This is a genomic window from Bradyrhizobium sp. USDA 241, assembly GCF_049739505.1.
Classification (GTDB): domain Bacteria; phylum Pseudomonadota; class Alphaproteobacteria; order Rhizobiales; family Xanthobacteraceae; genus Bradyrhizobium; species Bradyrhizobium liaoningense.
In genome coordinates this window covers 914,414-939,194 of the sequence record NZ_JBMGPZ010000005.1, presented here as the reverse complement: position 1 = coordinate 939,194, position 24,781 = coordinate 914,414, and the positions used below count along the sequence as shown (strand labels likewise).

The window sequence follows — 24,781 nt, the reverse complement described above, 5'->3', positions numbered from 1 at the left end:
GACGGAAGCGGCGCGCACGCTTCTGCCTTCGCTCTTCGAGCTACGGCGGACATGTCGCTTTGCCCACACTATAATGGCTCGCTATAGTGGCCGGCAAAAAGGTCTCCCATGATCCACGTCTGTTCCCTCGCCGCGCTTCCCGAAACTGTCCGCATCACCGGCGCCAGCCATGTGCTGACGGTGATGGCCAATGTCGAGCAGGTGGCACGTCCGGTGTCGGTGCTGCCGGCCAACCATCTCAAGGTATCGATGGATGACATCACCGAGGAGATGGACGGTTTCGTCGCACCATCGGAGGCGCATATCGAGCAGGTGCTGAACTTCGTACGCGGCTGGGACCGCAGTGCACCGCTGGTGGTGCATTGCTATGCCGGCATCAGCCGCTCCACCGCCAGCGCGTTTGCAGCGGTATGCGCGCTCAATCCGAATCGCGACGAGATCGAGATCGCGCGGAAGATCCGCGCGGCCTCGCCGATCGCCTCGCCCAACCGGCGCATCGTCGGCCTCGCCGATCGCGCACTCGGGCGCAACGGCCGCATGCTGCGCGCACTCGACGAGATGGGCCCGGGCGCCATGATGGTGGAAGGCTGCCCCTTCGTGATCGAGCTCGAATGACCGGGCGCCACGAGATAGGTGCGCTCCCTCTCCCGCTTGCGGGAGAGGGTTGGGGAGAGGGTGCGTCCTCATCGGGACACTCCCGGTGTGGAGAGAACCCTCTCCCGGCGCTACGCGCCGACCTCTCCCGCAAGCGGGAGAGGTTACACCGAGCCCCCGGAGAGATAGCCGCAATTAGTCGACATATATTTCTCGCAACAGCTGCGCGCCACACCGCATGAGCGATACGCAGCTGACGCCGATCGAGATTGGCCTCACCGCCGCAATCGTTGCGATCGAGAACCACGAGCCGCTGATCCTGACGGCGCCTGGTGCCGACGGGCTTGCCGGTCTGCCGTTCGGCCCGTTCGATGCGGTGAGCCATCGCACCTTCGAGATCGGCCTGCGCGCCTGGGTCGAGCAGCAGGCGGGCCTGCGGCTCGGCTATGTCGAGCAGCTCTACACTTTCGGCGATCGCGGCCGCCATGCCGAGGCCGGCGACACCGGCGCGCATATGGTGTCGATCGGCTATCTCGCACTGACGCGCCCTGTGGACGGCGAGCTCGCCTCAAACGCGGCGAGCTTCGCGCCATGGTATCGCTTCTTCCCTTGGGAAGACTGGCGCGAGGAGCCGCCAGGCATCATCGCCCGCGACATCATCCCGGCGCTGACCAAATGGGCCGAGGAGGAGACGCCGGAGACGACGCGAGCGCTGCCGCGGAAGGATCGCGTGCGGTTCTATTTCGGGCTCGACGGCGCGCCCTGGGATGAGGAACGCGTGCTCGATCGCTACGAGCTGCTGTACGAGGCCGGGCTGATCGAGGAGGCGCGGCGTGATGGCCGCCCCGCCGCATTGGCGCGCAAGACGCTTCCCCCGCTCGGGACCTCGATGCGGTTCGACCACCGCCGGATTCTCGCCACGGCCATCGCGCGGCTGCGCGCAAAGCTGAAGTATCGCCCTGTCGTCTTTGAACTTTTGCCAGCTGAATTCACACTTACCGAACTGCAGCACACGGTGGAGGCGATCTCCGGCCGGCATCTGCACAAGCAGAATTTCCGTCGTCTGGTCGAAATGGAAGCCCTGGTCGAACCGACCGGCGTCATGTCGACACAGACGGGCGGACGGCCGGCGGCGCTCTATCGCTTCCGCCGCGACGTGCTCCAGGAGCGGCCCGCGCCGGGCTTGCGCGTGCGCTCCCGGCGCTAGATCCTGATATTTGGGGTGCCGGCCCCTGCCCGCCGGTTGCCTGGAGGCTTCATGTTCGACGGCCCATTCGACGTCTTTGCGCTGATCATTGCGATCGTCGCCTTCCTGATCGCGATCAAGGCGTCCAGCCAGGCCGCCGAGTTGCGCCGCCGGCTGAGCTCGCTCGAAGAGATGTTCTACGCGCAGCGGCAGGTGCAGCCGCCGCCGTTAATGCCCGCACCGGTGCAGACGGAGGCGCCCGCAACAGCGCCGGCAGAGCCGCCGCCGCTTGCGCCCGAGCCCGAGGTTGCGCCGCCTCCGCCGGCCGCCGCAGATGTTTCGCCGCCCCCATTCGAAACCGGCCTTGAAGCCGGCGCACCGCCGCCGCTGCCCGCGCCGGCGCGCGGTTTCGAGGAGCGGCTCGGCACCCGCTGGGTGGTGTGGATCGGCGGGCTCGCGCTCGCGCTCGGCGGCTTCTTCATGGTGCGCTATTCGATCGAAGCCGGCCTCCTCGGCCCCGGCGTGCGCGTGTTCCTCGGCGGATTGTTCGCACTGGCGCTGTTAGGGGCCGGCGAATGGACGCGGCGCAAGGAGGCCATCTCAAGCATCCAGGCGCTGCCGATCGCGAACATCCCCGCGATCCTCACCGCGGCCGGCACGGCGGTGGCGTTCGCCACCATCTATGCCGCCTACGCGCTCTACGGCTTCCTCGTGCCCGCAACCGCCTTCGTGCTGCTCGGCCTCGTCGCGCTCGGCACGCTTGCCGCCGCGCTGTTGCACGGTCCAGCACTCGCCGGCCTCGGCGTGGTCGGCGCCTTCGTGACACCGATCCTCGTCTCCAGCGGCAAGCCGGACTATTGGGCGCTTTACATCTATCTTGCGATCGTCACCGCAGCGAGCTTTGGCCTCGCCCGTATCCGGCTTTGGCGCTGGCTTGCAGTCACGACAATCGTGTTCGCCGTGCTCTGGATCTTCCCGGGTCTCGACGCCGCCGAACTGCAGGTCGCGCCGCACGCCTTCCATGTCATCGCCGGCTTCGTGCTGGCCGCGCTACTCGTCGTCTGCGGCTTCATGTTCGGGCCCGGCATCGAGGACGGCGAGATCGAGCCGGTCTCGTCGAGCGCGCTCGGCGCCTATCTGTTCGGCGCGATGCTGATCGTGCTGTCGAGCTCGCACGCCGATCTGGCGTTGATCGCCTTCACGCTGTTGGTCGCCGGAACGCTGTTCGTCGCCTGGCGTGCGCCGGCGGCCACGGGCGCCCTGGGTGCGGCCGCGGCGACCGTCTTCATCGTGTTCGCCGAATGGGCGGTGCGCGCCAATCCCGATATGCTGGTGCTGCCGGGCGGCCCCATGCCCGGCATCGGACCGACAGCGACCGACGGCGCGGTGACGCTGCATCTGGTCACGGCCGCGATCTTCGCCGCCGGCTTCGGCATCGCCGGCTTCCTGGCACAGGGCCGGTCGAATTCGGCAATCATTCCGGTGGTTTGGTCGGCGGCCGGCGTCGCGACGCCGATCGCGATCCTGGTCGCGCTCTACGCGCGCATCGCCCATCTCGACCGCTCGATCCCGTTCGCGATCCTGGCGGTGCTGCTCGCCGCCGCGTTCGGCGCTGCGACCGAGGCGCTCACACGCCGCGAGACCCGGCCGGGCGTCGCGATCTCCACGGCCCTGTTCGCGACCGGCACGCTTGGCGCGCTCGCGTTGGCGCTCACCTTCGCGCTGGAGAAGGGCTGGCTGACGATCGCGCTGGCGCTGATGTCGCTCGGCACGGCCTGGATCTCGATGCAGCGGCCGATTCCGTTCCTGCGCTGGCTTGCCGCGATCTTCGCGGCGCTCGTCACCGCGCGCATCGCCTACGATCCTCGCATCGTCGGCGACGCCGTCGGCACCACCCCGATTCTGAACTGGCTGCTGTGGGGCTACGGCCTGCCGGCGCTTTCGTTCTGGGCCGCGAGCGTCTTCCCCCGTGGGTCGGTCAAAATCCCCCGGGTATGGTCACTTGAAACTCCCCCACCTGATGATCGCCGTCAGCGCCGCTGAACAGCAGTAGCCGGTCAGGCAGGACGTTTATGTTCGACCCCTTTAGCCAGCAAGGGGCCGGGGAGTTGAACGTCTTGAAGCGACATCTGCAAAGCACCGTACTTACATTACTTGATCGCAACACCAGCCAGCGCGAGATTCACCGGCTGACGGGTGTCGATCGCAAGACGATCCGGCGTTATCAGGCGCTGCGGGCCGGTGCGGAGGCAAATTCCCCCGGGGAAGTGACCACCGGCTCGGTGAGCGCGGACGGCCAAATTCCTCCACCCCGACCACCGGCTTTTGGGACATCGGAAGCGACGGTCACCAGCAGCCTGGCCCGTTCGGCTTGCGAAGCGCATCGGACGTGGATCGAAGAACAGGTCCGGCTGAAGCGGAACGCGCAGGCGATTTACCAGGACCTGGTTGATCAATTTGGCTTTCCGTCCAGCTACCAGAGTGTCAAGCGGTTTGTGCGCCGGTTGCGGCACGCTGATCCTGAGCAGTTTGATCGTCTTGAGTTCCTCCCCGGCGAGGAAGCTCAGGTCGACTATGGCGAGGGCGCGCCGACGGTTGATCCGAAGAGCGGGCGGTACCGTCGTCCCCGCCTGTTCGTGATGACGCTACGCTACTCGCGGCGCAGCTTCCGGCGGGTAGTCTGGAAGTCCAGCCAACAAGTCTGGGCGCAGCTCCACGAAGAGGCGTTCCGGTATTTTGGCGGGGTCCCCAGCTATGTCGTGCTCGACAACCTGAAGGAAGGCGTCCTCAAGCCGGATTTGTACGAGCCCCAGCTCAACCCGATTTACAGCGCGATGCTGGCTCATTACGCCGTGGTCGCCGATCCCGCGCGCGTGGCCGATCCAAATCGGAAAGGATGCGTCGAGAATGCGATTCAACATACCCAGGGCACTGCGCTGGCCGGACGGCGCTTCGAGACGCTGGAGGCGCAAAACGAGTTCTTGAGGCACTGGGAGGAGAACTGGGCTTCCAAACGCATCCACGGCAGCACGCGCCGTCAGGTCGAGGCGATGTTCCAGGAAGAGAAGCCGCACCTGCGGCCGCTGCCTGTCGCTCCCTTCCGCATCTTCACCGAAGTCGTCCGGACTGTCTGCGACGACACCACCGTACGCGTCGACAACAGCTATTACGCCGCGCGGCCCGCGCCGATCGGCAGCCAGGTCGTCGTGCGCATCTACACCACCACGATCGAGATCCGTGATCGCCACACCCGTGCGCTGCTGCGTGTTCATTCCCGGATGGCGCACCCCGGTTCTGTCGTCCTGCCGACCAGCGAACGGCCGTTCAACCCGTCGCGGCAAACCGCCGTGCTGCTGGCGAGCGCCGAGCGCATCGGACCGCAGACCAGGGCCTTGTGCCAGCAGGTGTTCGACACCGAAGGGCGCCCCGGACAGCGCGCGATGTGGGGCATTGTCGGGCTGGGCCGGAAGTATCCGGCGCGGCTGGTCGAGCAGGCCTGCGCGCACGCCATCGACAACCGCATCTACCGCTACAAGCACGTGCGTGCGACCGTCGAGCGGTTGTTCGAACAGGCGATCGAGCAGGTTGGAGTGACGCCACAGCCGGCATCGCCGCTCACCCAGGATCATCCGCTGATCCGTACCCCCGCGGAATACGGCGACCTCTTCAGCCGCGCTGTGCGGCGCGACGCCGACGACAATGGTCGGCAGGCCGAGGCTCACGACGATCACGCCACGGCAATCCGCGCTCGTGTCGCCTGCGCAACCCCGGCCAACTCCGGCGCCACGAGCGCTCCCGCTGCACCTTCTCACCTTAAACTGGAGACCTAGCCACATGATGACCATGCCGGAAATTGAGCGTTGCCTACGACAGCTGCGCCTGTCGGGTGTCCGCGACACGCTGCAGACGCGCGTGCTCCAGGCGCAGGGCGCCAACCAGCCCTTCCTCGAGACCTTCTCCCTTATCCTGCAGGATGAACTGGACCGTCGTCAGTCCCGTCTTATCGAGCGGCGATACCAGCAATCCGGGCTCGACGAAAAGCTGACGCTCGCCGAGTTCGACTGGTCCTTCAATCCCAAACTGCCACGTCAGACCTGCTTCCAGCTCCACACCCTGGCGTTCATTGCCGCTGGCGAGAACGCTCTGCTTGTTGGCAAACCTGGCACCGGGAAGTCGCACATCGCCAAGGCGATTGCCTATCAGGCGATCCTGCAAAGCCACAAGGTCCAGTATCTTGAGACCGACGACTTCTTCCACCGCTACGCCCTGAACTCTCCGGCACAACGCGAGGTCCGGCTGCGAACCATCATCGACTGCGATCTCCTCGTGCTGGACGATCTATTCCTCGCACGCGCCATCCCCGACGACGCCGGCACTTTGCTGCAGACCCTGATCCATCAGCGTTACAAACTGCGCCGCAGCGTCATCGTCACCTCCAATCGCGTCGTGCAGGATTGGGGGGCATACCTTGGGGACAACACTATGAGCACGACGATCCTCGATCGCCTTATGCATCATTGCCATCTGCTTGAGTTCGACGGACGCAGCTATCGGCTCAAAGAAGCCGCTGAAGCTCTTGCCCGGGAAACAACTCAAACTAACAGTCCCTTGTCCTGCCTCGCGGGTGGAGGAATTTGACTGACCACACCCGGAGGAATTTGAAGTGACCCGCGGGGCTTCCTGCGCCGGCGCGCCGACGATACGCCGCTGCGCATGGTCGAGACCGCCGCGATGCTGTTCACCGCGCTGCTCGCCTTCATGGAGATCCGGCACTTTGCGACCGGCGGCCGCATGACTGCGGCCCCCTCGCTGCTCGAATTCGCGCTGCAAGCCTGTATCACGCTGGCGATGGCGATCGGGCTGGAACGGTTGCGGCTGCGCAGCCGCAGCATCGTGCACAATGTCGGCGCGGTCGTGCTGACGGCGATTGCCGGGCTCATCAGCGTGTTCGGTCTGTTGATCCTGGAGAATCCGCTGCTGTGGCACACCGACGTCGGCGGCGCTGTCTTCAACCTGCTGCTGCTGGGCTACGCGATGCCGGCGGTGCTGATGTTGCTGCTGTCCTATGCGGTGGTCGGCGAGCGTGGCAAGGTCTACGCCAATACGATCGCTGGCGGCGCGCTCGTGTTCGCGCTCGCTTATGTCACGCTGGAGATCCGCCGCTTCTATCACGGGCCGATCCTGTCCACAGGACCGACCACGGGCGCCGAGCAATACACCTATTCGATCGGCTGGCTCGCTTTCGGCGTGGTGCTGCTCGGCGTCGGCATCCTCGTCAATTCGGAACGGGCGCGGCTGGCGTCTGCCGCCGTCATCGCGCTGACGATCCTCAAGGCCTTCGTCATCGACATGTCGACGCTGACGGGCGTCTATCGTGCGCTCTCGTTCATGTGCCTCGGCGTGGTGCTGGTCGCGATCGGCTGGCTGTACCAACGCATCCTGTTCCGGCGGCAGGTTGCACCGCCGCCGGCCGCGCCGCAGCCGGGCGCGTGAAGGTCAGGCCGCGCGGACCGACTCCAGGAACTGCGCGACTTCGACCTTCAGGCGGGTGCTGTCGGTCGCCAGCGACTTCGCCGCCGACAGCACTTCGCCCGAGGCCGAGCCGGTCTCGATCGCGCCGCGCTGCACGTCGGTGATGTTGGACGAGACCTGCTGGGTGCCGAGCGCGGCCTGATGAACGTTCCGCGAAATCTCCTGCGTGGCCGCGCCTTGCTCCTCGACGGCAGCGGCGATGGCCGAGGACACCTCCGACAGCCGCTCGATGGTGCCGCCGATCTCCTGGATGGCGTTGACGGATTCCTGCGTCGCGGCCTGGATGCCCGAAACCTGCGCCCCGATTTCACCGGTCGCCTTCGCGGTCTGCTCGGCAAGTGCCTTGACTTCGGAGGCGACGACGGCAAAGCCGCGGCCGGCCTCGCCGGCACGCGCCGCTTCGATGGTCGCGTTCAGCGCGAGGAGGTTGGTCTGGCCCGCGATGGTGTTGATGAGCTCGACCACGTCGCCGATGCGGGAGGCCGCCTGCGACAGCGCGTTGACGCGCTCGTTGGTCCGCGACGCTTGCTCGACGGCTTCCGCAGCCATCCGCGCCGAATCCTGCACGCGGCGGCTGATCTCGGTGATGGAGGACGACAGCTCCTCGGAGGCGGACGCCACCGCCTGGACGTTGGTGGAAGCTTCCTCCGAGGCGGCAGCAACGACAGTCGCGAGCTCCTGGCCGCGCTGCGCCGTGCCGCTCAGCGTGGCCGCGGAAGCCTCGAGCTCGGTCGAGGCCGATGACACGGTCTCGACGACCTCGCCGATCATGACCTCGAAATTGCGGGTGATGGCATCGACGCGGCGGCCACGCTCGATCTTGGCCTCGGCATCGCTCGCCGCCGCCTCGTCGGCGGCCTTCTTGGCGATCAGCGCCTCCTTGAAGATCTGGAGCGCATCCGCCATCGAGCCGATCTCCGTCTTCTCACCGCGATGCGGCACCTCGGCCGAGAGGTCGCCTTCGCCGAGCGACTGCATCGGACGGATGATCGAGGCGATTCCGCGCGAGACGTCGCGCACGAGGTAGTAGGCGGCGCCGATCGCGATCGCGACGGCTGCAACGATGACGCCGACCAGCACGCGGAAGATCGTGGCGTAGCTGTCGGCCGCCTGCTTCGTTTCCGCTTCGGCGCCGCTGTTGTTGAGTTCGATGCTCTTCAGGAGCAGGGGATCCGCCGCCTGAGCCATCTTCGCGACCTTGGTCTGCAACAGCTCGTTGGCATCGGTCGGGAAGCGGCCGGGGCTCTTGCGCGACAGCGCCATCGTCTCCTGAACGCCATTGAGGTATTCGGCCCAGGCCTTGGTCCACTGCTGATAGATCGCGCGTTCCTCCGGCAAGGTGATCAGGCCTTCATAGACCTTGCGGGTCTTCTCGATGCGCTCGCGTAGCGGGGCCATGCGCTTCTCGGCGGCGTCCTTGCCTTCGATGCTCTCCTGCATCAGGTGAAGTCGCAGGACGACGCGCAGCTCGTTGATGTCGGCGCGCATCGAGCCGAGCGCACGCACGCTCGGCAGCCAGCTTTCCGCGATCTCGACCGTATGGGCGTTGATGTTCTGCATCGTGCCGATCGCCATCACGCCGACGCCGGCGAGCGAGAGCACGAGGACCGACAGTACGGTCAGCAACTTGAATACGATCGACAATTTCGACATCACGACAATCCCGATAGTAGTCAGCAACGCGCGAATGACCTGCGCCGCAATCGTCGCGACGGACGACAGGGCGGAAGTCAGTTCAACAATGCTGGCTGGTTCTTGTCCGGAGAGATTGCGCCCATAATCGCAAACAGGCGTTAACAGGAACCTACGTAAAACTACGGTTCGCGCCCGTGATCGCCGTTCACTGCAACCCGTCTGTTGCAGCCGCACGGACATCTCCTGCCGCGATGCGGACGCAGCTTGATGCGCGGCATCATTCGAGCAGGCCGGTGGCTTCCTCCGAGGCGGACCGCGCGCGTCAGGCCGCGCGCACGGTACCCAGGAATTTTCCGACCTCCAGCTTCAGCCGGTTGCTGTCGCCGGACAGCGATTGCGCCGCCGCCAACACCTGCGAGGACGCCGAGCCGGTCTCGCTCGCGCCGTGCTGCACATTGATGATGTTGGACGACACCTGATGGGTGCCTGCCGCCGCCTGCTGCACGTTGCGGGAAATCTCCTGCGTTGCGGCGCCCTGCTCTTCGACCGCGGCTGCGATGGTCGAGGAGATCTCCGACAGCCTCTCGATGGTATGGCTGATGTCCTTGATCGCGCCGACCGAATGCTCGGTGGCGGTCTGGATGCTGGCGATCTGCTGGCCGATCTCGCCGGTCGCCTTCGCGGTCTGCTCGGCAAGCGCCTTGACCTCGGAGGCGACGACGGCAAAGCCGCGGCCCGCCTCGCCGGCGCGCGCGGCCTCGATGGTTGCATTGAGCGCCAGGAGATTGGTCTGGCCGGCGATGGTGTTGATCAGCTCGACCACGTCGCCGATCCGCGCCGCGGCAGCGGAAAGCTCGCCGACGCGATCGGTGGTGGTGCGGGCCTGGTTCACCGCATCGCTCGCGACGCGAGCCGATTCCTGCACCTGCCGGCTGATCTCGGTGATCGACGACGACAGCTCTTCGGTTGCCGACGCCACCGACTGCACATTGGTGGAGGCTTCCTCGGAGGCGGCAGCAACCATGGTGGTGAGCTCCTGTCCACGCGCCGCAGTCGACGTCAGCGTCGACGCGGAAGCTTCCAGTTCGGTCGAGGCCGAGGAGACGGTATCGACGATTTCACCGATCGCGGCCTCGAAGCTGTCCGCGAGCTTGTGCATCTCGGCCTTGCGCTGCGCGGCCGCAATCTGGTCCTGCCTGATTTTGGCTTCGGCCTCCTCGCGCGCCTTCTGTTCTGACACGACCTTGAACTTTTCGACCGCCGCAGCGACGCCGCCGACCTCGTCCTTGCGGCCGAGACCGGGCAGCACCACGGAGAAATCGCCGCCGGCGAGCTTGTCCATGGCCACGGTGAGCGCGCGGATCGGCCGCGCGATGGTCAGGAACGACATCAGCCAGGAGCCGACGAGGACGAGCATGGCGAGCGCGCCGACGGTCATCCCGACATGCTCGCTCGAGGCCATCTCCTGCACCGAAGCGGCAATATCCTCTTCGCTCCGATGCCTGGCGAAATCGGCGACCTGATTGGCGACCTGATCCATCTCGCCGGCAATCGGCAACGTGACCTCGCGCGTGAGACGCGCCCCCTCTTCGACGAGTTTGGTGATGCGGGCTGTGTCGTTTGCGCCGATCGCCGCGATGGTTTCATTGCGCACCGAGGCGACTTGTTGCCCGGCCTTGAGATAATTTGCGGCGTGGGTCTTGAGCGTCTCCATCCTCGCGCGATCTTCCGCCGCGGGCGACAGCTTGAGCATTGCGTCAGCAACCTTGACCAGCCGGCCGGAACGTTCGACGAGCGCATCGCTCGCCTTCTGCAATTCGCCCGAGTTGCCGGCGAGACGGATGTCACGTACGGCGAGCTGCATGCTCCGGACCGAGAACTTGGCCTCGACTGCCTCACGCGCCAGCTCCTGCTGGGCGAATGCGGCTTGGCTGGATCGGCGCACATGGCCGTTTCCGACCATCTGGCTTGCGATCATGACTCCAACCAGGAACACGCCGAGAGCCGAGGCGATCGCCAGCTTGGTCCCGATCTGAAAATTTCGGAATAGACTCAACATCGGTGCGTTTCCCCCGGAAACGAGCTGCCAAGTCATTGTTGGCCGCTTGGACGTTGATCGTCCTTACCGAAAAGCTACAGGTCGGAGTCCGATCTTCTGGTTAACGAGATGCCTCGCAGAAATACTGTCTTTTTGCGCTAAATGATTGAAGGTGAAGAGGAATGATCTCGTCATGGTTGTAAATTGCAGCTTGAGATCGGAGCTAGGACGCTTTGCATCCGACGGCTTCTCCAACCAGGCTGATTCGAAACACCGGCTTCTTGCTCTCGTCGAGCAGCTCCATGCACCACTCGGCGTTCGGCTTCAGGCTGCGCGCGATACCGCCGAGCAGATCCGCGCACACCTTGGTCATCTCGGTCCAGGCCGCCACGCGATCCTCGAACTCGTACGCCTGGTCGGCGGCGCCGGAATAGCGGCCGGTGCTGATGCGAAAGAAATAGAGCGACATCGTTGAGCCCTTGCGTGGGACCGCCCCGTCCGCAAGCAGACTGCGGCGCGAACAGCTACCAATACATGAAGGTCGCCGTCCGTATGACTACGGCGCGGCGGCTTCGCGCTCGATGGACGTCTTCGACGACAAAGGCGCGGATGGTCCCGCGCGGCCAGTCACTGGGTCGACCGGCGCAGCTCCAGCGGGCCCTCGTTCTTCGCGGGCTCGGACTTGACTTCGGACTTCGCTGGCTCGAGCCGGCTGCTTTCGACACGCGGGGTCTCGACGCGCGCGGCGACTTCGGTGGTCGATGCGCCGACCGAACCGGTGCGCTCCGAGGTCCTCAGTGAGCGTGGCCGGGCCGCTGCGCGCGCCATCAGCATCTGGTTGCCGCCTTGGTGATGGAAGTCGCAATAGGCGAAGCCCATGCCCGACACCGAGCCGCGGAAGCTGCGATCGTCGGTCTTTTCCAGGTTGAAACAGGGCTCGAATGGGATGCCCTTGATCGAGGCACAGACGTTCTGGCCGCGGATCTGGAGCGTATTGCCGGGCAGACGGAGATGACGGACCGGGCCTGCTCCCGAGAACTGCACCGCACCGGCGGCGCCGAGATCGTCGAGGATGCGGCCTGCGCCGCGGGTGCCGTCGAAGCAGGTGAAGGCGAACACTTTGCCGGCTACGAAGCGGCGCGCCTCGTCGGCGTTCATGCTTCCAGCAATGGCGGGCGCAAACGTTGCTGCCGCCGTGACAGCCCCCAACACAATACGCGCAAGCATGCTCAACTCCGAACCCAACCCCCGCAGCGGGCGACGCCCTATCTCTTTACCCGTTGCTTACCATACGAACCAAGGCAACATTGGAGCAGCTTGGTTGGTAAAGTCTAAACGCCGTCAGCCAATTTTAACCACGATGCGGCCCCGGACTTGGCCGGCAAGGATTTTCGCGCCCCACTCCGAAACCTCGTCGATCGAAATTTCCTTAGTGATTTCAGATAGTTTTTCCCGATCCAGATCGGACGCGAGGCGTTGCCAGGCCGCCTTCCTCGGCTCAATCGGGCACATCACGGAATCGATGCCGAGAAGGCACACTCCGCGCAAAATAAACGGCGCGACCGAGGACGGCAGGTCCATACCGGCGGCCAGACCGCAAGCCGCAATGGCTCCACCATATTTCGTCATCGAGAGCAGATTCGCGAGGGTCGTCGAGCCGACGCTGTCGACGCCGCCTGCCCAACGCTCCTTGGCGAGGGGTTTTGCCGGTGCCGAGAGTTCATTGCGGTCGATGACTTCGGCTGCTCCCAGCTGCTTAAGGTAGTCGGCCTCGGAGGCCCGGCCGGTCGAGGCGATGACGTGGTAGCCGAGCTTCGAGAGCACGGCGATCGCGACCGAGCCGACCCCGCCAGCGGCGCCGGTCACCACGACCGGACCGCTCTTCGGCGAGAGACCGTGCTTCTCGAGCGCCAGCACCGCGAGCATCGCAGTGAAGCCGGCGGTGCCGATCGCCATGGCGTCGCGCGCCGACAGGCCATGCGGCAATGCGACCAGCCAGTCACCCTTCACCCGCGCCTTCTCCGCATAGGCGCCGAGATGGGTCTCGCCCATGCCCCATCCGGTGCAGACCACCTTGTCACCCGCCTTCCACTGGGGATGCGAGGAGGCTTCGACGGTGCCGGCGAAGTCGATGCCGGCGATCATCGGGAAGCGGCGCACCACCGGCGCCTTGCCCGTGAGCGCAAGGCCGTCCTTGTAGTTCAGCGTCGACCACTCCACACGAACGGTGACGTCACCGTCCATCAGCTCAGCTTCGTCGAACTGCGTGAGCTGGGCGGTGGTGCCCTTGTCCGCCTTGTCGATCCGGATCGCCTTGAATGTGGCCACGACTTCACTCCCTGACTTGTTTCAGGGATTGTTTAGCCGATCAGGCAGGCTGTGCAACCGCCCGCTCGACAGGTTTCTCCACAATCGGAAGATTGATCAGCGCCGAAAGCACGCCGAACAGGATCGAGAGCCACCAGATCGGCGTGTAAGAACCGAACCGCTCGAATACGATGCCCCCTAACCAGACACCGAGGAAGCCGCCGACCTGATGGCTGACGAAGGCGAAGCCGTAGAGCGTCGCGAGCCAGCGCGTGCCGAACATCAGCGCGACCAGCGCCGAGGTCGGCGGCACCGTCGACAGCCAGGTCAGGCCTGAGATCGCGCCAAACGCGATCGCCGAGAACGGCGTGATCGGAAATGCGATGAAGGCGAGGGTCGCAAGCGCACGGGTGAAGTAGATGGTCGAGAGGATGTAGCGCTTGGGCAGATAGTTCTGGAGATAGCCGACGCTGAGCGAACCGATGATGTTGAACAGGCCGATCGCCGCGATCACCCAGCCACCGGTTTGCGTCGAGATGCCGCTATCGACCAGAAAGGCCGGCAGATGCACCGTGATGAAGGCGAGCTGGAAGCCGCAGGTGAAGAAGCCGAGCACCAGGAGCACGTAGGAGCGGTGGCCGAAGGCCTCCGCAAGCGCCCTGGTGAAGGTCTGCTCATCCGCAGGCGCCGTGTTGGCCGTGCTTGCGACCGGCGGCGTCGAAAGCGCCAGCGACAGCGGGATGATCAGCAGCATCAGGAAGCCGAACACGGAGAGCGCCTGCTGCCAGCCGAAATTATCGATCAACGCGACGCCAATCGGTGCAAACAGGAACTGCCCAAACGACCCCGCCGCCGTGCCGGCACCGAGCGCAAGGCCGCGCTTCTCGGCCGGCAGCAGCTTGCTGAAGGCCGACAGCACCAGATTGAACGAGCAGCCGGCAAGACCAAAGCCGATCATGACGCCGGCGCCGATGTCGAGCGAGAGCGGCGTCGAGGAGTAGCGCATCAAGAGCAGGCCGCCGGCATAGAGCAGAGCGCCGACGCACATCACCCGGAACAGGCCGAAGCGATCCGCGACCGCGCCGGCGAGCGGCTGGCCCAGCCCCCACAACAGATTCTGCACGGCAATCGCGAGGCCAAACACGTCGCGGCCCCAGCTGAATTCATGACTCATCGGCTGCACGAAGAAACCGAGCGCCGAGCGCGGACCGAAGCCGAGCATGCCGATCGCACAACCGCAGAGAATGATGACGGCCGGGGTGCGCCAGTTGGAGGAACGTGAGGCCGGAGCGAGCTCGCCGATCTGTGTCGACATTGTCTTCCTCGTCTGTCGTTGGCGAATCCGCGATCAGCAGCCGCGGGAGAGCCCGTTTAATGCATCTGCATGAAGATCCCAAGTCAAAAAGATTGCCAAGCCAAAGACGATTGCATTCCACGAGGAGCTGCCGCGGGAGCATTGCGTTTCAATGCTGCCTCGCCCGACGTGTCAGCCGCGGACTGACGGGAATGTGTGCGGCAGGGCCTAGCGGGCCCCATCGGAGCATGCTATCTTTGATTTACTCAGATTGAGCATATTTAGGGTAACCTGCTCTGACCGGCCTCTCGGCCGGATTTCTCAGGCCCTATATATTCTCAGTTTGAGCATAATAACCATGCTTGGGAGGCTTCGATGCCGATCACTGGAATTTACGGTCCCGACGATTTTGCCAACCGGCCGCAGGGCCAACTCATCACCCCTCCCCGCGCCGCCCCAGAGCCCACGGGACCGACGTGGCCAATGCCTTCACTGGCATGGACGCCCGGGGTCGAACGCGCCACCGCCCCGCTCTACGAGCGCGTGAAGCACGTGATCCCGCCGATCGAATGGCCGCTGATGGCACCGACCATCAACGCGATCAACGAGCTGAAGCGCGCGCGGGGCGCGGTGATCCTCGCCCACAACTACCAGGCTCCGGAGATATTCCATTGCGTGGCCGATATCGGCGGCGACTCGCTCCAGCTCGCGGTCGAAGCCACCAAGGTGAAGGCAGGCATCATCGTCCAGTGCGGCGTGCACTTCATGGCAGAGACATCGAAGCTGCTTAATCCGGACAAGACCGTCTTGATCCCGGATTCGCGCGCGGGCTGCTCGCTTGCTGCCAGCATTACCGGCGCGGATGTGCGGCTGCTCCGGGAGAAATTTCCGGGCGTGCCCGTCGTTGCTTACGTCAACACCTCGGCAGAGGTGAAGGCGGAGGTCGACATCTGCTGCACGTCTTCGAACGCGGTGCAGGTGGTCGAGAGCCTAAACGCGCCGAGCGTGATCTTCCTGCCCGACCGATACCTCGCCACTTACGTGGCTTCGAAGACCGACGTGAAGATCATCGCCTGGAAAGGCGCCTGCGAGGTGCATGAGCGCTTCACGGGCGAGGAGCTGCGATCCTTTCGCGAGGCCGATCCTTCCGTCCAGATCATCGCGCATCCGGAGTGCCCGCCGGACGTGCTGGCGGAAGCCGACTTCACCGGTTCGACCGCACACATGATCAACTGGGTGCGCGCGAAGCGGCCGCGGCGCCTCGTCATGATCACCGAATGCTCGATGGCCGACAATGTACGGGCCGAGCTTCCCGAAGTGGAGATGCTGCGGCCCTGCAATCTCTGCCCGCACATGAAGCGCATCACGCTCGCCAACATCCTGGAGAGCCTGCTGACGCTTCGCGAGGAGGTGACGATCGATCCCGCGCTTGCCGAACGCGCGCGGCGCTCGGTCGAGCGCATGATCAATCTGAAGAATTGAAGGCAACCCACAGCAGCAAACACCGCTGTCGTCCCGGACAAGCGAAGCGCAGGTCCGGGACCCCATAACCACAGGCAGACGTTTGGCGAAGAACAGCGTTGCAGAGCTTCGCAAGGCAATTTCCGCCGCAGCGTATGGGTCCCTGCTTTCGCAGGGACGACAGCGGAGTGAATGGAGAGGACAATGACCAACACCATCCACAACTTCACCCGCAACACCGACGACGTCGTCATCGTCGGCGGCGGCCTTGCCGGACTGTTCTGCGCGCTGAAGCTTGCGCCGCGGCCGGTGACGCTGATCTCGGCGGCACCGCTCGGACAGGGCGCGTCGTCCGCATGGGCGCAAGGCGGCATCGCCGCGGCGGTGGCCGAAGGCGACACGCCGGAGGCACATGCCGCCGATACCGTCGCGGTCGGCGGCGGCCTTGTCGATGAAGCCGTCGCACTCGGGATCGCGCGCGAGGCGGCGCCGCGCATCCATGACCTTCTCGCCTACGGGGTGCCGTTCGACCGCGATCTCGAAGGCAGGCTTGCCGTCGGACGGGAAGCTGCGCATTCCGCGCGGCGCATCGTGCATGTGCGCGGCGATGGTGCTGGCGCCGCGATCATCGCAGCGCTGAGCGAAGCCGTGCGGCGCACGCCCTCGATCCGCCTGATCGAAGGCTTTGTCGCCGAAGCCCTGCTGACCGAGGACGGCGCCGTCACCGGCCTTCAATTGCGCGAGGCCGGCAATCCCGCTGCACGGCCGGCCGTGCTCGCTTCACGCGCGATCGTGCTTGCGACCGGCGGAATCGGCCATCTCTATGGCGTCACCACCAACCCGCTCGAGGCCAGCGGCTCCGGCCTTGCCATCGCGGCCCGCGCCGGCGCCGTGATCGCCGATCCTGAATTCGTGCAATTCCACCCCACCGCCATCATGGTCGGCCGCGACCCGGCGCCGCTCGCCACCGAGGCCTTGCGTGGCGAAGGCGCAACGCTGATCAACGGCAACGGCGAGCGATTCATGAGGGCACGCCATCCGCTCGCCGAGCTCGCGCCACGCGACATCGTGGCCCGCGGCGTGTTCACCGAGATCGCGGCCGGGCGCGGCGCCTTCCTCGATGCGCGGCAGGCGCTGGGCACGCACTTCGCCGAGAAATTTCCGACCGTGCATGCGAGCTGCATCGCCGCCGGCATCGATCCCGCGGCGCAGCCGATTCCGATTGCGCCGGCCGCACACTATCATATGGGCGGCATCGCGGTGGACATGCGCGGCCGCAGCTCGATCGACGGGCTCTGGGCCGGCGGCGAAGTGTCCTCGACCGGCGCGCATGGCGCCAATCGGCTCGCCTCCAACTCGCTGCTGGAGGCCGTCGTCTATGCCGCACGCATTGCCGACGACATCGCCGGCCGCCTTGTGCCCTCGCCCGGCCGCCTTCCCGACGCGTTGGTGATGCCGCGCACCGGCACGCCGGATGCCGTAGCGGTGAAGCGGCTGCGCGCGATGATGGGCGCGCATGTCGGCGTGATCCGCGACGGTGACGGGCTTGCGGACGCCGTGCGCCACTTCGCCATGCTCGAACGCGAGGCCGGAGACATCGCCCTTCGCAACATGGCGACCTCGGCCCTGCTCGTCGCTGCTGCGGCCTGGACGCGGCGCGAGAGCCGCGGTGCGCATTTCCGTTCCGATCATCCCGCCGAGGCTGCCGGGCCGGCTCGGCGAACGATGACGACGCTCGTCGCGATGCGCGAGGTCGCGGAGAGCCTGAAGGAGCGTCCGCTGCCACGCATCGCGCAATCCATGATCGCCTGAAGGAGGCCCCATGATCACCCCGACCTCGCTGCTCTATCCCGACGCCTTTCTCTCTCCGCTCGCGATCGACGAGGCCGTGCAGCGCGCGCTCGACGAGGATCTCGGCCGCGCCGGCGACATCACCTCGCTTGCGACGATCCCGGAAGCGACGAGGGCGCAGGCGATCCTCGTCGCACGCCAGTCGGGCGTGATCGCCGGATTGCCGTTGGCGCTCGCGACCCTGCAGAAGCTGTCGCCCGACATCGAGTTGCGCGCACATGTCCGCGACGCCGCACGGGTTGCCCGCGGCCAGCATGTGCTGACGATCTCGGGCCCCGCGCGCGCCATTCTCACGGCCGAGCGAACCGCGCTGAACTTCGTCGGCCGCTTGTCGGGCATAGCCACGCTCACGGCGGACTATGTCGCGCGCACCGAAGGCACGAAGATGCGCATCTGCTGCACGCGAAAAACCACACCTGGATTGCGCGCACTTGAGAAATACGCGGTGCGCTGCGGCGGCGGCTTCAACCATCGCTTCGGGCTCGACGATGCCATCCTGATCAAGGACAACCACATTGCGGTGGCCGGCGGCATCCGTCCGGTGCTGGAGCGCGCCCGTGCCCACGCGGGCCATCTCGTCAAGATCGAGATCGAGGTCGATACGCTGGCGCAACTGCGCGAGGTGCTCGACAGCGGGATGGCCGACGCGGTGCTGCTCGACAACATGGACCTTGCGATGCTGCGCGAGGCTGTCAGGATCAACGAGGGCCGCCTCAAGCTGGAGGCATCGGGCGGCGTCACGCTGGACTCGATCGCCGCGATTGCGGCGACCGGTGTCGATTATGCGTCGGCGGGCGCACTGACGCATTCGGCGCCGAACTTCGATTGTGCATTGGATATCGAGGCGTGATCTGAACACGAACGCCTCCGCAACGTCGTGGCCGGGCTGTCCCGGCCATCCACGTCTTGCCGACGAAGCATGAAGAACGTGGATGCCCGGGACGAGCCCGGGCATGACGGTCTTTCGTGAAGGCGCTACCGACGTTCGCCCATTTCGGCCGAGCTCTTGGCCTCCTGCGCGAGTTCGGCGGACAGCGCGGCGGTCTGGGCCGGGGTGCCCCAGCTCGGCTCCTCGCTGCCGTCGCCCCAGTTACGCGGCCGATAGAAGGTGTGCACGCCGGTCTTGTACAGCTTCTTCATCTCGGCGACCCAGGATGGGCGGACCCAATAGGCGTGGTAGTGCGTGGACTTGCCGACCTCGGGCAGCCAGATCTGGCCGTCGAGCATCGCCTTGGAGATCTTCCTGGCGCGCTCCCACATCTCGGGCTCGCGGATCACGTCCGGATTGTTGTCGCAGGCGAAGGTGAACTGGCAGGCGAAATGGCGGTACTTGTTCTGGTAAACCACGCCGCACACGGTTTCGGGATATTTGCCGGAGAACACGCGGTTCATCACCACCTGCGCCACCGCGATCTGGCCGCGCACGGCCTCGCCGCGGGATTCGAAGTAGACGGCTTCGGCGAGGCACTTCTCCGATTTCGCGCGCGACTTGTCGTCGAGCGCGAGCCGCTCCGCCGGCGATCTGGCGCGCTGGTTGTCGGCATTGACCTCGCCCTTCGGCGCAACGCTCTCGCCGCCTTCGATCTCCTTGGCAATCTCCTCCGATGGCGGCGACAGTGAAGCCGTCACCTTCATGTCGGGATCGGGCATCACGATCAGCGGCTCGGCGCCCGGCTGCCAGCTCTCGATGGGCTCGAGATTGCCGCCGAGCGATGAGCTGCCGAAGAACAGGCTCGAGGTCTTGACGGCGAAGGGATCGCGCGTCGGTGCCGGCGCGGCGGGAGCCCGCTTCAACGCCTCCAGCGGCGCGGTCGCGAGCGCGCGCGCAGCGTCGCTGGCTTGCGGCGGATTGGAATATTGCGGCAGCGGCGGCGCGCGCAACGCTTCCTGGAGCTCGGGATCGAGCACGGCCGCGGATTCCGGCGACATCGCCTGCGGCAACTCGGCGGTCTTGGCGCCGAACACCGAGCGGTTCGACGTCGCGGGATCTTCCTCGGCCGGCGCCGCAGCCGGCGCGACCGTCTCGGGGGCCTGCGTCGGCGCGGCGGTTGCGAGGCGATCACCCTTCAGGGAGCGATCGACTTTGGGAAAGTCGGAGGCCTGGTAGCGCGGCGGCGCCTGAAGCGCAGGATTGCGGCTGATCGCGCCGGTGACGTCGCGGCCGTCAAGGCTCGCGAGCCGAACCATCGCGCTCTGCGGAGCGGAGGTGCCGATCGGCCGCGAGAAGCTGTAGGTCGCAAGCTGGATCGAGGACGCAGCGGAAAACACCTGCTTCTGCCAACGCTCGGCGACGCCGGGCTGGCGCGCCAGCAGCGAGGCAATGTCCTGATAGCCGGTCTCTCTCGGCATCAATGCGAAGATGCAGAGACCGATGCCGAAGGACGCGAACCGCGCGCCCTTCGGATGGTTACGCAACACTGACATCGATACGCTCACGCTACGCTTACGCTCTGATCGAACTCAGTACATCCGTGCAATTCGATCTTTATCGTAAGTATCCAATTTAGGTTGCCGGGGCGTTAATCCGCGTTGCGCATGCGGCACACTCAAGCGAACACAGGGGTTTTCACGAGGCGACATCGCGCAGTGGTAAATGCGGCCTCACGCGAAGCGGTAAACGTCCGGTCAACGCGCATGGTGAAGGAACTCTTGCGCAGGCGTATCATTACGGGACGTGTGATGAGATCCCGGTGTTGGGTTCGCCCAAAGCGCCTTCCTCATCACCGGTGTCATTCCCCGCGAAGGCGGGGAATCCAGTACGCCGCCGCGTCTCGATTCAATCACTACCGTCTCGGCGTACTGGATCGCCCGGTCAAGCCGGGCGATGACAGCGGAGTGTGTGGCGAGCACGTCCCACGAACTCGTCATTGCGAGCGCAACGACGATGTTGAAAGAGCGTGACGTAAAATGAAAGAGGCGGAGCTTGGCCCCCGCCTCTCTCATTCCAGCATCCTAATTTTGCTTACGCCTGGCTGGCGATGGCCTTGCCGAGCGCGGCTTGCGCCGCTGCAAGGCGGGCGATCGGCACGCGGTAGGGCGAGCAGGAGACGTAGTTGAGGCCGATATGGTGACAGAAGGCGACGGACGCGGGATCGCCGCCGTGCTCGCCGCAGATGCCGACCTTAAGCTTCGGACGCGTCTTGCGGCCGCGTGCGACGCCGATCTTGACGAGCTCGCCGACGCCTTCCTGGTCGAGCGCGACGAAGGGATCGATCGGGAGGATGCCCTTGGCCACGTAGGTCCCGAGAAAGCTCGCCGCGTCGTCGCGGCTGATGCCGTAGGTGGTCTGCGTCAGGTCGTTGGTGCCGAACGAGAAGAACTCGGCCGACTGTGCGATCTCGGCCGCGAGCAGGCAGGCGCGCGGCAGCTCGATCATGGTGCCGACCTGATAGGCCAGCTTGGTGTTGGTGTCGCGCATCACCGCCTGGGCGGTCGCATCGATCCGCGCCTTGACGAGATCGAGCTCGGCCTTGGTCGCGATCAGCGGCACCATCACCTCGAGGCCGACGGCCTTGCCGGTGCGCTTCTCGGCCTCGACCGCCGCCTCGAAGATCGCGCGGGCCTGCATCTCGGCGATCTCCGGATAGGCGATCGCGATTCGGCAGCCGCGGAAGCCGAGCATCGGATTGAACTCCGAGAGCTCGCGTGCGCGGTCGGCGAGGCGCCGCGGGTCGGTGTTCATGGCGCGCGCCACTTCCTCGACCTCGGCATGGGTGTGCGGCAGGAACTCGTGCAGCGGCGGGTCAAGCAGGCGAATCGTGACGGGCAGGCCCTTCATGATCTCGAACAGCTCGACGAAGTCGGCGCGCTGCATCGGCAGCAGCTTTGCGAGCGCGGCGCGGCGCGACTGCTCGTCCTCGGAGAGGATCATCTCGCGCACCGTGCGGATGCGCGTCTCCTCGAAGAACATGTGCTCGGTGCGGCAGAGGCCGATGCCTTCCGCGCCGAACTTGATGGCGGTGCGCGCGTCGTCGGGCGTGTCGGCATTGACGCGCACGCCGATCTTGCGGACCTGGTCGGCCCAGTTCATCAGCGTGCCGAACTCGCCGGACAGCTCCGGCTCGATCATCGGCATCCGGCCGGCGAGCACCTGGCCGAGCGAGCCGTCGATGGTGATGACGTCGCCGGTCTTGAAGGTGCGCGAGCCGATGCTCATGGTGCCACGGCCGTAATCGACGCGGATGGTGCCGCAGCCGGAGACGCAGGGCTTGCCCATGCCGCGCGCGACCACCGCCGCGTGCGAGGTCATGCCGCCGCGGGTGGTCAGGATGCCTTCGGCAGCGTGCATGCCGTGGATGTCTTCCGGGCTGGTCTCGATGCGGACCAGGATCACCTTGCGCCCGTCGGCCTGAAGCTTGGCCGCTTCATCCGAGGAGAACACAATCTCGCCGGAGGCTGCACCCGGGGATGCCGGCAGACCGGTCGCGATCACGTCGCGCTTGGCGTCGGGATCGATGGCCGGGTGCAACAGCTGGTCGAGCGAGGCCGGATCGATCCGCGTCACCGCTTCCTTCTTCGAGATCAGGCCCTCATTGGCGAGCTCGACCGCGATGCGCAGCGCCGCTTTCGCGGTGCGCTTGCCGCCGCGGGTCTGGAGCATCCAGAGCTTGCCCTGCTCGACCGTGAACTCCATGTCCTGCATGTCGCGGTAGTGCTTCTCGAGCAGCGTGTAGATCCGCGTCAGCTCCTTGAAGGCCTCCGGCATCGCCGATTCCATCGACGCCTTGTCGGAGCCCGACTCCTTCCGCGCCTCCTCGGTGATGTCCTGCGGCGTGCGGATGCCCGCCACCACGTCCTCGCCCTGCGCGTTGATCAGGAACTCGCCGTAGAGCTTGCTCTCGCCGGTCGAGGGATTGCGGGTGAAGGCAACGCCGGTCGCCGAGGTCTCGCCCATGTTGCCGAACACCATGGCCTGCACGTTGACCGCGGTGCCCCAGGATTCCGGAATGTCGTGCAGCTTGCGATAGGTCACCGCGCGCGCGTTCATCCAGGAGGAAAACACCGCACCGATCGCGCCCCAGAGCTGGTCGTGCGGATCCTGCGGAAACTCCTTGCCGGTCTCGCGCGCGACCGCGTCCTTGTACTTGCCGACCAGTTCGACCCAGTCCTCGGCGGACAGGTCCGTGTCGAGCGTGTAGCCCTGCGTATCCTTGAAGGTGTCGAGGATTTCCTCGAAGTGATGGTGCTCGAAGCCGAGCACCACGTCGGAATACATGGTGATGAAGCGGCGATAGCTGTCAAAGGCGAAGCGGCGGTCACCCGACAATTCGGCCAGCGCTTCCACGGTCTGGTCGTTGAGGCCGAGATTGAGCACGGTGTCCATCATGCCCGGCATCGAGGCGCGCGCGCCGGAGCGCACGGAGACGAGCAGCGGGTTCTTGGCATCGCCGAAGATCTTGCCGGTCAACTTGCCGACATAGTCGAGCGCCTTCTCAACCTGCGACTGCAATTCCCTAGGGTAGGTCTTGTCGTGTGCGTAGAAATAGGTGCAGACCGAGGTCGGGATGGTGAAGCCGGGAGGCACCGGCAGGCCGAGATTGGCCATTTCGGCGAGGTTGGCGCCCTTGCCGCCGAGCAGGTCGCGCATTTCCGAGCGGCCCTCGGCCTTGCCGTCACCGAATGTGAACACCCATTTGCCGGCCTTGGCCACGGCTGGCGCTGCCTTGGCGGGCGCAGTCTTCTTCGGTGCGGGCTTCGCGGCGACCTTCGGCAGAGCCGCCTTGGTCACGGCCTTTGCCGCCGGCTTGGCTACGGACTTTGCAGCGGGCTTGGCGACCGGCTTAGGCGCGCTTTTGGCCAGCGTCTTGCGGGCCGGCGGCGCGGCTTTCGCGACGGCAGAGGACTTTGATTTCGCTGGCATTTTCTTAGGCTTCGAGGCGGCTTTAGCCATAGCTTGCACACAACCTGCGAGAGGAATGGGAAATCGCGGGCCTTACACCATTTTGGGCGGGCCCGCGCAAGTCGGACAGTTCCGAAAAGTGACGCCTAGAAGCGGAGCCACTTCAGGAGCCCGAGCCCGATCGCGCCATTGACGATGAGGAAGATCGCGACGATGAGGTTGAGGAGTCGCGGCATGATCAGGATGAGCACGCCCGCAATCAACGACAGGATCGGCGAAATGTGGGCGACGGTGATGTGCATGAACTATCTTTCTGTGGAGGTGAGGCGAATCGCGCGCGGATCATAGCCGGCCCGGTTCCGGGAGTAGAGATGCGCGGGACGCATCGCGAGTTCCGTCGGTCAAGAAAACTGCCCGAAATTGCCGCGAATGCGGCAGGCCTTTTCCCGGAACATTGCCATGAGGCACGCATTGGCAACCGGTCGCGCCGTTCGCGCGTCCGAAATCACGTCGAAGGAGTTGTCCATGCGGAACAGGATTCTTGCTCTTGCAGCGCTCGCGGCCGCGATCGGCTCGCCTCTTGCGGCGCAGGCGCAAAGCGGTGTCACGGTGGGACGCGCGCCCGCCGTTGTCGACAGCGCCCCGACCATTGCGGTCGAACAGCGGCCGGCCTTCCGTGAATATGTCGTCGAGCAACGTGTGCCGCCCTTCCGGATTCCGGATCGCGTGGTGGTCGGCACCACCTTACCCGAAAGCGGCGTCACTTATTATGACGTGCCGCAACGTTTTGGCGCCACAACCTATCGCTACACCGTCGTGAACGGCGAGACCGTGCTGGTCGAGCCGCGCTCGCGCCGCATCGTCGAGGTGCTGGACTGATCGACTGACCGAGATCGACTAGATGTCCGGCGCGCCATATCAGGCTGGCGCGAGCAGTGTTGAACGGACATCAGGCCCCGCCCGGTCCTTCCCCCCGCCGGGTGGGGCACTTTCTATCTTGTGTCCCGGGCAAGCGAAGCGCGACCCGGGACCCAGGGTTCCGAG

17 protein-coding genes and 2 pseudogenes are annotated in these 24,781 nt (G+C 65.6%); 10 read left to right on the top strand and 9 right to left on the bottom strand.

Going from position 1 to position 24,781, the window contains the following annotated elements:
• Positions 1-108: 108 nt before the first annotated feature.
• The 6 genes and pseudogenes from ABIF91_RS26295 to ABIF91_RS26270 all read left to right on the top strand — a co-directional run.
• A complete protein-coding gene (locus ABIF91_RS26295) occupies positions 109-615 on the top strand; it encodes a tyrosine phosphatase family protein (RefSeq protein ID WP_028181852.1) in 507 nt (168 codons plus the stop codon).
• Between the two features lie 217 nt (positions 616-832).
• A complete protein-coding gene (locus ABIF91_RS26290; RefSeq protein ID WP_028181853.1) occupies positions 833-1,801 on the top strand; it encodes an NUDIX hydrolase in 969 nt (322 codons plus the stop codon).
• A 51-nt stretch (positions 1,802-1,852) separates the two neighbouring features.
• A pseudogene (locus ABIF91_RS26285) lies at positions 1,853-3,751 on the top strand (DUF2339 domain-containing protein); the annotation flags it as partial.
• A 101-nt stretch (positions 3,752-3,852) separates the two neighbouring features.
• Positions 3,853-5,610 (top strand): IS21-like element IS1631 family transposase, encoded by a 1,758-nt coding sequence (gene istA / locus ABIF91_RS26280; protein ID WP_100214066.1) that lies wholly within the window; start codon positions 3,853-3,855, stop codon positions 5,608-5,610.
• 4 nt (positions 5,611-5,614) lie between these two features.
• Positions 5,615-6,418: an IS21-like element IS1631 family helper ATPase IstB gene (istB, locus tag ABIF91_RS26275; protein ID WP_424579470.1), complete on the top strand. Its 804-nt coding sequence runs from the start codon at positions 5,615-5,617 to the stop codon at positions 6,416-6,418.
• A 39-nt stretch (positions 6,419-6,457) separates the two neighbouring features.
• A pseudogene (locus ABIF91_RS26270) lies at positions 6,458-7,273 on the top strand (DUF2339 domain-containing protein); the annotation flags it as partial.
• Positions 7,274-7,276: 3 nt separating this feature from the next.
• On the opposite strand, the gene ABIF91_RS26265 reads toward ABIF91_RS26270, so the two are convergent.
• The 6 genes from ABIF91_RS26265 to ABIF91_RS26240 all read right to left on the bottom strand — a co-directional run bounded on the left by ABIF91_RS26265 (position 7,277) and on the right by ABIF91_RS26240 (position 14,607).
• Entirely contained in the window at positions 7,277-8,965 is a 1,689-nt protein-coding gene (locus ABIF91_RS26265) for a methyl-accepting chemotaxis protein (protein ID WP_028178684.1), read from the bottom strand.
• Positions 8,966-9,269: 304 nt separating this feature from the next.
• Positions 9,270-11,006 carry a methyl-accepting chemotaxis protein gene (locus ABIF91_RS26260; protein WP_028178683.1) on the bottom strand — a complete coding sequence of 579 codons (1,737 nt, stop codon included), beginning with the start codon at positions 11,004-11,006 and terminating at the stop codon, positions 9,270-9,272.
• Between the two features lie 202 nt (positions 11,007-11,208).
• On the bottom strand, positions 11,209-11,454 hold the full coding sequence (locus ABIF91_RS26255; protein ID WP_028178682.1) for a DUF6894 family protein: 246 nt from the start codon (positions 11,452-11,454) through the stop codon (positions 11,209-11,211).
• Between the two features lie 158 nt (positions 11,455-11,612).
• The gene (locus ABIF91_RS26250; protein WP_035679013.1) at positions 11,613-12,212 is read right to left on the bottom strand and encodes a hypothetical protein; all 600 of its coding nucleotides are present in this window, start codon (positions 12,210-12,212) and stop codon (positions 11,613-11,615) included.
• Positions 12,213-12,326: 114 nt separating this feature from the next.
• Complete coding sequence (locus ABIF91_RS26245; RefSeq protein ID WP_028178680.1) at positions 12,327-13,313, bottom strand: MDR family oxidoreductase; 987 nt, start codon at positions 13,311-13,313, stop codon at positions 12,327-12,329.
• A 40-nt stretch (positions 13,314-13,353) separates the two neighbouring features.
• Positions 13,354-14,607, bottom strand: a complete 1,254-nt coding sequence (locus tag ABIF91_RS26240; RefSeq protein WP_028178679.1) for an MFS transporter — start codon at positions 14,605-14,607, stop codon at positions 13,354-13,356.
• A gap of 354 nt (positions 14,608-14,961) precedes the next feature.
• On the opposite strand from ABIF91_RS26240, the gene nadA reads away from it, so the two are divergent.
• The 3 genes from nadA to nadC all read left to right on the top strand — a co-directional run bounded on the left by nadA (position 14,962) and on the right by nadC (position 18,748).
• Entirely contained in the window at positions 14,962-16,068 is a 1,107-nt protein-coding gene (gene nadA / locus ABIF91_RS26235; RefSeq protein WP_028178678.1) for a quinolinate synthase NadA, read from the top strand.
• Between the two features lie 183 nt (positions 16,069-16,251).
• Entirely contained in the window at positions 16,252-17,859 is a 1,608-nt protein-coding gene (locus tag ABIF91_RS26230) for an L-aspartate oxidase (protein WP_028178677.1), read from the top strand.
• A gap of 10 nt (positions 17,860-17,869) precedes the next feature.
• Complete coding sequence (gene nadC / locus ABIF91_RS26225; RefSeq protein ID WP_028178676.1) at positions 17,870-18,748, top strand: carboxylating nicotinate-nucleotide diphosphorylase; 879 nt, start codon at positions 17,870-17,872, stop codon at positions 18,746-18,748.
• 125 nt (positions 18,749-18,873) lie between these two features.
• Here the strand turns inward: nadC and ABIF91_RS26220 are convergent, their stop codons facing one another.
• From ABIF91_RS26220 to ABIF91_RS26210, 3 genes are all read right to left on the bottom strand, one after another.
• Entirely contained in the window at positions 18,874-20,322 is a 1,449-nt protein-coding gene (locus tag ABIF91_RS26220; protein ID WP_028178675.1) for a cell wall hydrolase, read from the bottom strand.
• 538 nt (positions 20,323-20,860) lie between these two features.
• Positions 20,861-23,788 carry a pyruvate, phosphate dikinase gene (ppdK, locus tag ABIF91_RS26215; protein ID WP_028178674.1) on the bottom strand — a complete coding sequence of 976 codons (2,928 nt, stop codon included), beginning with the start codon at positions 23,786-23,788 and terminating at the stop codon, positions 20,861-20,863.
• Between the two features lie 95 nt (positions 23,789-23,883).
• Positions 23,884-24,039 (bottom strand): DUF3096 domain-containing protein, encoded by a 156-nt coding sequence (locus ABIF91_RS26210; RefSeq protein ID WP_008562090.1) that lies wholly within the window; start codon positions 24,037-24,039, stop codon positions 23,884-23,886.
• Between the two features lie 223 nt (positions 24,040-24,262).
• On the opposite strand from ABIF91_RS26210, the gene ABIF91_RS26205 reads away from it, so the two are divergent.
• Complete coding sequence (locus ABIF91_RS26205; RefSeq protein ID WP_028178673.1) at positions 24,263-24,616, top strand: DUF1236 domain-containing protein; 354 nt, start codon at positions 24,263-24,265, stop codon at positions 24,614-24,616.
• Positions 24,617-24,781: the final 165 nt, after the last annotated feature.

Coding starts and splice junctions, on each gene's coding strand:
- ABIF91_RS26295 (WP_028181852.1), top strand. CDS start 109: ATGATCCACGTCTGTTCCCTCGCCGCGCTTCCCGAAACTGTCCGCATC.
- ABIF91_RS26290 (WP_028181853.1), top strand. CDS start 833: ATGAGCGATACGCAGCTGACGCCGATCGAGATTGGCCTCACCGCCGCA.
- istA (WP_100214066.1), top strand. CDS start 3,853: ATGTTCGACCCCTTTAGCCAGCAAGGGGCCGGGGAGTTGAACGTCTTG.
- istB (WP_424579470.1), top strand. CDS start 5,615: ATGATGACCATGCCGGAAATTGAGCGTTGCCTACGACAGCTGCGCCTG.
- ABIF91_RS26265 (WP_028178684.1), bottom strand. CDS start 8,965: ATGTCGAAATTGTCGATCGTATTCAAGTTGCTGACCGTACTGTCGGTC.
- ABIF91_RS26260 (WP_028178683.1), bottom strand. CDS start 11,006: ATGTTGAGTCTATTCCGAAATTTTCAGATCGGGACCAAGCTGGCGATC.
- ABIF91_RS26255 (WP_028178682.1), bottom strand. CDS start 11,454: ATGTCGCTCTATTTCTTTCGCATCAGCACCGGCCGCTATTCCGGCGCC.
- ABIF91_RS26250 (WP_035679013.1), bottom strand. CDS start 12,212: ATGCTTGCGCGTATTGTGTTGGGGGCTGTCACGGCGGCAGCAACGTTT.
- ABIF91_RS26240 (WP_028178679.1), bottom strand. CDS start 14,607: ATGTCGACACAGATCGGCGAGCTCGCTCCGGCCTCACGTTCCTCCAAC.
- nadA (WP_028178678.1), top strand. CDS start 14,962: ATGCCGATCACTGGAATTTACGGTCCCGACGATTTTGCCAACCGGCCG.
- ABIF91_RS26230 (WP_028178677.1), top strand. CDS start 16,252: ATGACCAACACCATCCACAACTTCACCCGCAACACCGACGACGTCGTC.
- nadC (WP_028178676.1), top strand. CDS start 17,870: ATGATCACCCCGACCTCGCTGCTCTATCCCGACGCCTTTCTCTCTCCG.
- ABIF91_RS26220 (WP_028178675.1), bottom strand. CDS start 20,322: ATGTCAGTGTTGCGTAACCATCCGAAGGGCGCGCGGTTCGCGTCCTTC.
- ppdK (WP_028178674.1), bottom strand. CDS start 23,788: ATGGCTAAAGCCGCCTCGAAGCCTAAGAAAATGCCAGCGAAATCAAAG.
- ABIF91_RS26210 (WP_008562090.1), bottom strand. CDS start 24,039: ATGCACATCACCGTCGCCCACATTTCGCCGATCCTGTCGTTGATTGCG.
- ABIF91_RS26205 (WP_028178673.1), top strand. CDS start 24,263: ATGCGGAACAGGATTCTTGCTCTTGCAGCGCTCGCGGCCGCGATCGGC.